Source organism: Pseudomonas sp. F01002 (assembly GCF_004402115.1).
GTDB lineage: Bacteria > Pseudomonadota > Gammaproteobacteria > Pseudomonadales > Pseudomonadaceae > Aquipseudomonas > Aquipseudomonas frigoris.
The window spans coordinates 229,586-239,174 of the sequence record NZ_SOPU01000032.1; the positions used below are offsets into that span (position 1 = coordinate 229,586).

The 9,589-nt window shown below is 57.4% G+C and carries 10 protein-coding genes; 8 read left to right on the forward strand and 2 right to left on the reverse strand.

Annotated features, from left to right (window positions below; translation table 11 throughout):
- Positions 1–127: 127 nt before the first annotated feature.
- The 8 genes from eat to E3W21_RS26535 all read left to right on the forward strand — a co-directional run bounded on the left by eat (position 128) and on the right by E3W21_RS26535 (position 7,891).
- Positions 128–1,498, forward strand: coding sequence for an ethanolamine permease (gene eat, locus E3W21_RS26500; protein WP_134422490.1), 1,371 nt, complete (start codon positions 128–130; stop codon positions 1,496–1,498).
- A 198-nt stretch (positions 1,499–1,696) separates the two neighbouring features.
- Positions 1,697–3,091, forward strand: a complete 1,395-nt coding sequence (locus tag E3W21_RS26505) for an ethanolamine ammonia-lyase subunit EutB (RefSeq protein ID WP_134422492.1) — start codon at positions 1,697–1,699, stop codon at positions 3,089–3,091.
- A gap of 8 nt (positions 3,092–3,099) precedes the next feature.
- The gene (eutC, locus tag E3W21_RS26510) at positions 3,100–3,924 is read left to right on the forward strand and encodes an ethanolamine ammonia-lyase subunit EutC (RefSeq protein ID WP_166793873.1); all 825 of its coding nucleotides are present in this window, start codon (positions 3,100–3,102) and stop codon (positions 3,922–3,924) included.
- Positions 3,925–4,042: 118 nt separating this feature from the next.
- Entirely contained in the window at positions 4,043–4,504 is a 462-nt protein-coding gene (locus tag E3W21_RS26515) for an N-acetyltransferase (protein WP_134422496.1), read from the forward strand.
- 294 nt (positions 4,505–4,798) lie between these two features.
- Positions 4,799–5,455 carry a DedA family protein gene (locus E3W21_RS26520; protein WP_056743613.1) on the forward strand — a complete coding sequence of 219 codons (657 nt, stop codon included), beginning with the start codon at positions 4,799–4,801 and terminating at the stop codon, positions 5,453–5,455.
- Positions 5,456–5,461: 6 nt separating this feature from the next.
- Complete coding sequence (locus tag E3W21_RS26525; RefSeq protein ID WP_134422498.1) at positions 5,462–6,274, forward strand: zinc-dependent peptidase; 813 nt, start codon at positions 5,462–5,464, stop codon at positions 6,272–6,274.
- A gap of 113 nt (positions 6,275–6,387) precedes the next feature.
- Entirely contained in the window at positions 6,388–6,915 is a 528-nt protein-coding gene (gene ppa, locus E3W21_RS26530) for an inorganic diphosphatase (RefSeq protein ID WP_028620880.1), read from the forward strand.
- Positions 6,916–7,138: 223 nt separating this feature from the next.
- Positions 7,139–7,891 carry a S24 family peptidase gene (locus E3W21_RS26535; protein WP_134422500.1) on the forward strand — a complete coding sequence of 251 codons (753 nt, stop codon included), beginning with the start codon at positions 7,139–7,141 and terminating at the stop codon, positions 7,889–7,891.
- Positions 7,892–8,196: 305 nt separating this feature from the next.
- Here E3W21_RS26535 and E3W21_RS26545 read toward each other — a convergent pair whose 3' ends face one another.
- Together E3W21_RS26545 and E3W21_RS26550 are read right to left on the reverse strand one after the other, a co-directional pair.
- Complete coding sequence (locus E3W21_RS26545) at positions 8,197–9,120, reverse strand: hypothetical protein (RefSeq protein WP_134422504.1); 924 nt, start codon at positions 9,118–9,120, stop codon at positions 8,197–8,199.
- Positions 9,113–9,424 carry a hypothetical protein gene (locus tag E3W21_RS26550; protein WP_178084152.1) on the reverse strand — a complete coding sequence of 104 codons (312 nt, stop codon included), beginning with the start codon at positions 9,422–9,424 and terminating at the stop codon, positions 9,113–9,115. The genes E3W21_RS26545 and E3W21_RS26550 overlap by 8 nt, the downstream gene beginning before the upstream one ends.
- Positions 9,425–9,589 lie beyond the last annotated feature (165 nt).

Here is a 9,589-nt window from a genome sequence, read left to right on the forward strand (position 1 = left end):
AGGCGTCCTCACCGACAACACCGGACATCGCCCTGCCGCTCTGGCACGGGCTTTGCGTGCCCGCTCTACACGAAAACGTCGTACCCGAAAGTCCAAAAGATTAAACAATAAAAAATAGAGAGGACTTATGACTTCTACTACACAGCTCAAACCCACACTCGGCACCCTGCATTTATGGGGCATTGCCGTCGGCCTGGTGATTTCCGGCGAGTATTTCGGCTGGAGTTACGGCTGGGGCACCGCAGGGACCCTGGGTTTCCTCGTCACCGCCCTAATGGTGGCGACGATGTACACCTGTTTCATCTTCAGCTTCACCGAATTGACTACCGCGATTCCCCACGCGGGCGGGCCGTTTGCCTACAGCCGGCGGGCCTTCGGTGAGAAAGGCGGGCTGATCGCCGGCATCGCCACTCTGATCGAATTCGTCTTTGCGCCCCCGGCGATTGCCATGGCCATTGGCGCCTACCTCAACGTGCAATACCCGGAACTGGACCCCAAGATCGCCGCCGTTGGCGCCTATTTCGTGTTCATGGGCTTGAATATCCTCGGCGTCAGCATCGCCGCGACGTTTGAACTGGTTGTCACCGTACTGGCGGTCGCCGAATTGCTGGTGTTCATGGGCGTCGTTGCGCCAGGCTTCAGCTTCAGTAATTTCGCGCTTAACGGCTGGTCGGGCGCCAACGAGTTCACCATGGGCTCGATCCCTGGCATCTTTGCGGCGATCCCCTTTGCGATCTGGTTTTTCCTTGCGATTGAAGGCGCGGCGATGGCGGCTGAAGAAGCCAAGGACCCGAAACGCACGATTCCCAAGGCGTATGTCAGTGGCATTCTGACCTTGGTGTTCCTGGCTATCGGCGTGATGGTGATGGCGGGCGGCGTTGGCGACTGGCGTCAACTGTCGAACATCAACGATCCGTTGCCTCAGGCAATGAAAGCCGTGGTCGGCAACAATTCGAGCTGGATGCACATGCTGGTGTGGATTGGTCTGTTCGGGCTAGTGGCAAGCTTTCACGGGATCATTCTTGGCTACTCGCGGCAGTTCTTTGCGCTGGCCCGGGCCGGTTACCTGCCTCGCGGTCTGGCCAAGCTCTCGCGCTTCCAGACTCCGCACCGGGCAATCCTGGCCGGCGGCGTGATCGGCATCGCGGCGATCTACAGCGACGGTCTGGTCAACCTGCAAGGCATGACCCTGACGGCAGCAATGATCACCATGTCGGTATTCGGTGCCATCGTGATGTACATCATCAGTATGCTGAGCCTGTTCAAACTGCGTAAAACCGAGCCGAACCTTGAACGCACCTTCCGCGCGCCGGGCTACCCGATCGTGCCAGGGATTGCGCTGTTTCTGGCCGTGGTGTGCCTGGTGGCGATGGCCTGGTTCAACACACTGATCGGGTGTGTGTTCCTCGGGTTTATGGCTGCCGGTTACTTGTATTTCCAATTGACCGCCAAGCAGCGCTTCGATGCGCCGGCGGACGCGATGCTCGAAGGCGTCTGAGTTGCACCGGTGCCGGGCCTGTTGCCCGGCGCCTGCCATATTGAAGTGCACGCAGATCCAATGTGGGAGCGGGCTTGCTCGCGAAGGCGGTGTGTCATCCGACACATGTACTGGATGACACACCGCCTTCGCGAGCAAGCCCGCTCCCACAGGGGTTTGGTGGTGTATTTGAGTCGTTGATTGAATCAGGAGAATAACGTGGCCGCATTTGCCCATTCCGTCGGCGCCCAGACCTATCGCTTCGAGAGCCTCAAGGACGTCATGGCCAAGGCCAGTCCGGCGCGTTCCGGGGACTTTCTGGCCGGCGTCGCCGCCCTCAACGATGGCGAGCGGGTGGCTGCGCAGATGGCCCTCGCCAACATCCCGCTCAGCCACTTCCTGCAAGAAGTACTCATTCCTTACGAAGCCGATGAAGTCACCCGACTGATCATCGACACTCACGATAAACAAGCTTTCGCCGCCGTCAGCCACCTCACTGTCGGCGGCTTTCGCGACTGGCTGCTCAGCGATGCCGCCGACGAACAGAGCCTGCGCGCCCTCGCGCCCGGCCTGACTCCGGAAATGGTCGCCGCCGTGTCGAAAATCATGCGCGTGCAGGATCTGGTGCTGGTAGCGCAGAAAATCCGCGTGGTCACCCAGTTCCGCGGCACGATGGGCCTGCGCGGTCGGCTATCCACCCGCCTGCAACCCAATCACCCCACCGACGAACCGGCCGGTATCGCCGCGAGCATTCTCGACGGTCTGCTGTACGGTAACGGTGACGCGATGATCGGCATCAACCCGGCCACCGACAGCATCGCCTCGATCTGCGCCATGCTGGAAATGCTCGACGCGATCATCCAGCGCTACGAGATTCCGACCCAGGCCTGCGTGCTGACTCATGTCACCACGTCCATTGAGGCGATCAATCGCGGCGTTCCGCTGGACCTGGTGTTCCAGTCGATCGCCGGCACCGAGGCGGCCAACGCCAGTTTCGGTATCAACCTGAATGTGCTGCAGGAAGGCTATGACGCCGGTTTGAGCCTGAATCGCGGCACGCTGGGCCAGAATCTGATGTATTTCGAGACCGGCCAAGGCAGCGCCCTGTCAGCCAACGCCCACCACGGCATCGATCAACAGACCTGCGAAACCCGCGCCTACGCCGTTGCGCGACATTTCAAACCGTTCCTGGTGAACACCGTCGTAGGATTCATTGGCCCGGAATACCTCTACAACGGTAAACAGATCATCCGCGCCGGCCTCGAAGACCACTTCTGCGGCAAGCTCCTGGGCGTGCCCATGGGTTGCGACATCTGTTACACCAACCACGCCGAAGCCGACCAGGACGATATGGACACCCTGCTGACCCTGTTGGGCGTGGCCGGGATCAACTTCATCATGGGCATCCCCGGCTCCGATGACATCATGCTCAACTATCAGACCACCTCGTTCCACGACGCCCTTTACGCCCGCCAGACGCTGGGCCTGAAACCGGCGCCGGAATTCGAACAATGGCTGGCGAGAATGGGCATTTTCACCCAGGCAGACGGCAAGATTCACTTCGGCGACAGCCTGCCGCCGGCTTTCCGCCAAGCGATGGCGCAACTGGGATGAGTGTTGAAATGGATAAACCACCCGTTGATCCACAGAACCCGTTGCTGGAACTGCGTCGCCTGACGCCAGCGCGGATCGCCCTGGGTAAAACCGGCACCAGCATGCCGACCAGCGCGCAGCTGGATTTCCAGTACGCCCACGCTCAGGCCCGGGATGCTGTGCACTTGCCGTTCGACCATGCGGGGCTCAGCTCACAACTGGCCGAACGCGGGCGTGCCAGTTTGCTGCTACACAGCGCCGCTACGGACCGGAACAGTTACTTGCAACGCCCCGATTTGGGGCGAAAGCTGAGTGATGAGTCGGCTCAGATACTGCGCGATTACGCATTGGCCAATCCCGGCGGTGTCGATCTGGCAATTGTCGTTGCCGATGGGTTGTCGGCGTTGGCCGTTCATCGCCATACCCTGCCGTTTCTGGCGCGGATGGAAGACCAGATTGTGAATGACGGTTGGTCCGTCTCACCGGTCATTCTGGTGGAACAGGGTCGGGTCGCCGTAGCCGACGAGATCGGCGAACTGCTGGGTGCGAAAATGGTGGTAATCCTGATCGGCGAACGCCCTGGCCTCAGTTCCCCGGACAGCTTGGGGCTGTATTTCACCTACAATCCAAAGGTCGGGCTGACCGATGCCTATCGCAACTGCATTTCCAATGTCCGACTCGAAGGCCTGAGTTACGGCATGGCAGCACACCGTTTGCTGTATTTGATGCGCGAAGCCTGCAGGCGGCAGTTGTCAGGGGTCAATCTGAAGGACGAAGCGCAGGTTCTGACACTGGAGTCGGACGCAGGAGCGGACATGAAAGGTAATTTCCTACTGAGTCTGCCGGATGCCTGAACCGTTTCCGCATTGCGTTTCTGATCCAGTTTCAGGCAGGATCGACGCACGGCTGCCCGAGTGAGAACCGTTCGCCGTCACAGTACGTGAAGACAGCCACTTGAAGACGAGACCTACCATGCGGATTATTCAAGCGACCCTCGAACACCTGGACCTGCTGACCCCGTTGTTCGTCAAATATCGCGAGTTTTATGGCTCCCTGGCCTATCCGGACTCGTCCCGGGCGTTCCTTGAAAAGCGCCTGCGTCGCAAGGAGTCGGTGATCTACCTGGCCCTGGCCAATGACGACAGCAACAAACTGATGGGTTTCTGTCAGTTGTACCCGAGCTTTTCGTCCCTTTCGCTTAAACGCGTGTGGATCCTCAACGACATCTACGTCGCCGAAGAGGCCCGCCGCCAGTTGGTGGCCGACAACCTCATCCGCACCGCGAAGAAAATGGCCAAGGAAACCAACGCTGTACGCATGCGCGTTTCCACCAGCAGCAATAACGAAGTCGCACAGAAAACCTACGAATCCATCGGATTCAAGGAAGACACCGAGTTCAAGAACTACGTGTTGCCGATCAGCGACGAGCTCTGATCCGCCTCGAACATTGTGGGAGCGAGCTTGCTCGCGATAGCTTCTCCTCGGTATGACTGATACACCGAGGTGCCTGAATCGCGAGCAAGCTCGCTCCCACAGGAATCGATTGCACCACTCCAACCTGTGTGGATCCCTAGACATCCCCCGCTACAAACTCAACGCGTTTTTCACTTCTCAGCCCGTATAATCCCGAGCTTCCCGGCTTGTAAGAAAAACTACACCCGCTTGTAGCCTTACATGAAGTCAATCGCACAGGTCTGCTGACTCGGACTATCACCACAGGTGCCCCACATGGATTTCAACCCGCTCGACATTATCCTGCATCTCGATGTGTACCTCGATTTGCTGGTAAACAACTACGGGCCATGGATTTACGCCATTTTGTTCCTGGTGATCTTCTGCGAAACCGGCCTGGTCGTGATGCCATTCCTGCCGGGCGACTCCCTGCTTTTCATTGCTGGCGCAGTAGCCGCCGGCGGCGGCATGGACCCGGTGCTGCTGGGTGGCCTGCTGATGCTGGCGGCAATCCTTGGCGACAGCACCAACTACCTGATCGGAAGAACGGCCGGCGAGCGTTTGTTCAGTAACCCGAACTCGAAAATCTTCCGCCGCGACTACCTGCAACAAACCCACGATTTCTACGACAAGCACGGCGGTAAAACGGTGACGCTGGCGCGTTTCATGCCGATCATTCGCACCTTTGCACCGTTTGTCGCCGGCGTGGCCAAAATGCCCTACCCGCGTTTCTTCGCCTTCAGTGTTTTTGGCACGATCCTCTGGGTGGGCGGTCTGGTGACCCTCGGTTACTTCTTCGGCAACGTACCGTTCATCAAAAAGAACCTGTCGCTGCTGGTAGTGGGCATCATCCTGCTGTCGCTGGTACCGATGATCATCGGCATGATCCGCAGTCGCCTTGCTAACGCCGCGTCCAAAGCCCAATCGCGCTGATTCACCATGTGGTCCCTTAGCGCCTGGCGTCGCCGGCGCACCTTGGCCAAACACCCGATTGCCGACGACATGTGGCAGCGGGTGCGTCATCACTTGAGTTTTCTCGATGGCCTCAGCGCCGCTGAAGACCGGTGGCTGCGTGAAGCCAGCGTGCTGTTCCTCCAGGACAAACACCTGACCGCCCTGCCCGGTGTCGAACTCCACCAGGAGCAACGCCTGCTGCTTGCCGCCCAGGCGCAATTGCCGTTGCTACAGCTGGGCGATCTGAACTGGTATCAGGGTTTCCACGAAATCGTCCTCTACCCCGACGACTTCCTCAGCCCCCAGCGCCATCGCGACGCCAGCGGCGTCGAGCACGAATGGGACGGCGAACACAGCGGCGAAGCCTGGCAACAAGGCCCGATCATCCTCGCCTGGCCCGGCGTGATGGCCAGTGGTGGCTGGGAAGGCTACAACCTGGTGATCCATGAACTCGCGCATAAACTCGACATGCTCAACGGCGACGCCAACGGCCTGCCGCCGCTGCACGCCGACATGCGGGTCAGCGACTGGGCCAAGGTCATGCAAGAAGCCTACGACGACCTTGATCGACAACTGGATCGCAATCCCGACGCTGAAACCACCATCGACCCGTACGCTGCGGAAAACCCGGCTGAGTTCTTCGCGGTCACCAGCGAATACTTCTTCAGCGCCCCGGATTTGCTGCACGAGGCGTATCCTCTGGTGTATGAGCAGCTGAAGCTGTTTTATCGTCAGGACCCTCTGGCCCGGCTGCGGCAACTTCTGGCAGAAGACCCGGTCTATCAGGCACGCGACTAAGGTCTCTACGACCTCTGGTACATAGCAACGGCGGCGGAATATGCCTATAATCGCCGCCACTTTTTGGTCAATCCGGCCAAGTGTTTTTGGTCAACTAACGGGGGCACCGCCCAATGAGCTACAGCAAGATTCCGGCTGGCAAAGACCTGCCGAACGACATCTACGTCGCGATCGAGATTCCGGCCAACCACGCCCCGATCAAATACGAAATCGACAAAGACAGCGATTGCCTGTTCGTTGACCGTTTCATGGCCACCCCGATGTTCTACCCGGCCAACTACGGTTTCATCCCGAACACCCTGGCTGACGACGGTGACCCCCTCGACGTGCTGGTCGTGACCCCTTACCCGGTTGCTCCAGGTTCGGTCATCCGCGCCCGTCCGGTCGGCATCCTGCACATGACCGACGACGGCGGCGGCGATGCCAAAGTCATCGCAGTCCCACACGACAAGCTGTCCCAGCTGTACGTCGACGTGAAGGAATACACCGATCTGCCACCGCTGCTGCTGGAACAGATCAAGCACTTCTTCGAGAACTACAAAGACCTCGAAAAAGGCAAATGGGTGAAGATCGAAGGTTGGGGCGACGCAGAAGCCGCTCGCACCGAGATCATGAAGTCGGTTGCCGCCTATAAAGGCTGATAGCCGCCTCTCACGGACGGCTATAACGAAGAACCCCGGTTGATCCGGGGTTTTTTGTGGGCGTTTGAATATCATACTCAACAGCACATTTAACTGGCGGGCAAACCGGTTTTTTCTTGTTTAATTTTTACAAAAGACGTCTTACATCAGGACTTAAATTTCACGCCAGATTTGAACGTTTTGTTGAATCAAAGCCTTATGCCGCACGGCTAGACTCGTGTTTATGAAAAAGAACAAATCCTGCGGCCCACGATTCAGAATGCTCCTGAAAGAGCTACAAATCACGACAACGAGATTTGCCGAATTCCTGGGTATTTCCGACCCTCAAACCGTCCATAACTGGTATACCCGCGGAGTTCCTGACTACCGCATGGAAGATGTCGCCAGAAGACTGTCCGTAAATACTGAATGGCTGAAAACCGGCGAAGGACCGCAAGACGCCAGGGCATTGCATCTGATCGACGCATCCGGCAACACCTTCGACGCCCAGTCAATCCGGGGCACCTATCGGGTCATCGACCCAGTCGATATCGAACTACCCTTTTACAAAGAAGCGGCCACCGCCCCCGGCTCCGACAAAACCCATGTCATCAAAGACCCTAGCGAATCGATCCGCCTGCCGCGCAGCGATCTTGACTCCCTGGAAATCAACCACGCCGATGCCATCTGCGCCCGCATGGTTGGCAACAGCATGGCCGAAAAAATTGAAGATGGCTCCATCGTCGCCATCGACCGCGGGCTCACGCAAATTGTCGACGGAGAGATTTACGCAATCGAGCATGATGGCATGTTGCGCATCAAATACCTGAGCCGGGTACCAGGCAACGCGATACGCATGCGCAGCCACAACAGCTCCGAATACCCGGATGAAGTCTTCAGACCTCCGCAAATCGAAGAACAAAACATAAGGGTTCTGGGATGGGTGTTCTGGTGGTCGACCCTGAATAAACGCAGGCCACCCGTACCTTTTCTGTAAACACATAACTTTGTAGCAGCTGGCGAAGCCTGCTGCTACAACTCACGGGATAGCTCTACCCCGCACACCACGCTGGGAATTTTGCAAAAAAATCAGTATGCTGCGCCCCACATTTGCGCATCGACCCGCCCCGCGGCGGCGAATCGCACCGACAAGGCAGATGACTTTCTCGCCAAGTCCCACAGCCGGACGCAAGATCCGGGTGTACGTTTTGAAGGCTGGCGCGGTTTACCAAAAATGAACCAAGCCAGTCCCCGAGAAGCCGGCCACAAGCCGGCTTTTTAATGTCTGCGAAAAAGTGAGCCTCAACGATTAGCGAGATAGATCAGCATCCCGCGCTGATCCAGCTCGTCAGCCGATGGCAAATCAGACGGAAGCAGCTTGTTCTCATGCATGAAATCCAGTTGAAGCACATTTCCCTTTAATACCTGATGGACCTGCGCTGCCTGATCGGCAAGACCTATTAAATTCGCACCGGCTTCTTGGTCATAATTTCCAGGCACGAAACGCCGCAGTGGATCACTCAAAATAGCCGTCAGAGTCTTACCAAATTCGGCGTGCTCGGTTGTGAGTTTCTGGGCGACGCCCAGTGCAGCTTTCTGCTCACCCAGCTCCGATAACGCCTGAACCCGACCTTGCCCAGACGCCAACCATGACCTATAGCTCATGGATAGCTCAAACGCGTGCATATACTCTCTTTTGTCTGCGATCAGTTTTCGGACCACACCATGAAAGTAACTCTGAGCAACAGAGCACTGATTTTCAGCAGTCAGTAGTTTGTGCTGAACGATTTCAGTCGAACTGTAATTACCCAACTCAGCAAGCGTACCCATCGCCGCGCTCACAGGGGCAAAATGAGCAAGCCACTGTTTCTCCTCAAGCCACTCTTGCTTAGCCTTTACATCATTTACAGCATTGCCGATCACATTTAGCTGCCGTTCGATTCCCTGTAGCTTCCGATAAATCAGGGCAAAGCCAACGGCACTCACAACCAGGTTGGCAACCTGAAGTCCCATCAGCATCTGGCCTTGCATCATCAGCTTCGATAATTGTCCATTGAGGACCTCTGACGGCGGCTCGGTACTGACAGAGTCCCCCTCCCTCAACCAGGCAATAACCTTTTTCGTGACCTTGTCTCTGATCACCCCTCCGACGCGTTCCAGTTCTCCTGACTCAAGCCCGATAGCCAGCCACTCGGGCACTTTGAAAACAACGCTCAAATCAATCATCGAAAGCACCCTCAAATACCGAGCTGAGCTGAGCACACATCATTTTTTGTCTAAGCATCGCGATATGTAGCACGCAAGGCACTGTCACGCGAAAAGCAGGTCCAGCCAGATCAATCGCAGTCCAGACACCCGTGAGAATCCAGCCGACCGGCCCCATGAAAACGGCCACACCACGTCCCAGAGCCGCGCCCGCGGCACCGCCGGCAGCAAGTTTTACGCCATAGCCAAGAAGCTGTTTGGCCATCGCGCTAGCAACGATTGTCTGGGGATTCCATGACCATCCGGACACCCATTCCACCAACATCCGGACACTGATTCCACGCTGATCCGGACACTCATTCCACGAGCATCCGGACACTCATTCCACGAGCATCCGGACACCGATTCCACGGCCATCCGGACACTTTCAGGCAGGCAGCAACGCAGGATTATTCACTACCATCGACCTCTTTTTTCGAAGCGAAGAGGT

Excerpts from the sequence above, each read along its gene's own strand:
- E3W21_RS26545 (WP_134422504.1), bottom strand. The coding sequence starts at position 9,120 with ATGATTGATTTGAGCGTTGTTTTCAAAGTGCCCGAGTGGCTGGCTATC.
- E3W21_RS26515 (WP_134422496.1), top strand. The coding sequence starts at position 4,043 with ATGCGGATTATTCAAGCGACCCTCGAACACCTGGACCTGCTGACCCCG.
- eat (WP_134422490.1), top strand. The coding sequence starts at position 128 with ATGACTTCTACTACACAGCTCAAACCCACACTCGGCACCCTGCATTTA.
- E3W21_RS26535 (WP_134422500.1), top strand. The coding sequence starts at position 7,139 with ATGAAAAAGAACAAATCCTGCGGCCCACGATTCAGAATGCTCCTGAAA.
- ppa (WP_028620880.1), top strand. The coding sequence starts at position 6,388 with ATGAGCTACAGCAAGATTCCGGCTGGCAAAGACCTGCCGAACGACATC.
- E3W21_RS26520 (WP_056743613.1), top strand. The coding sequence starts at position 4,799 with ATGGATTTCAACCCGCTCGACATTATCCTGCATCTCGATGTGTACCTC.
- eutC (WP_166793873.1), top strand. The coding sequence starts at position 3,100 with ATGGATAAACCACCCGTTGATCCACAGAACCCGTTGCTGGAACTGCGT.
- E3W21_RS26550 (WP_178084152.1), bottom strand. The coding sequence starts at position 9,424 with ATGTTGGTGGAATGGGTGTCCGGATGGTCATGGAATCCCCAGACAATC.
- E3W21_RS26525 (WP_134422498.1), top strand. The coding sequence starts at position 5,462 with ATGTGGTCCCTTAGCGCCTGGCGTCGCCGGCGCACCTTGGCCAAACAC.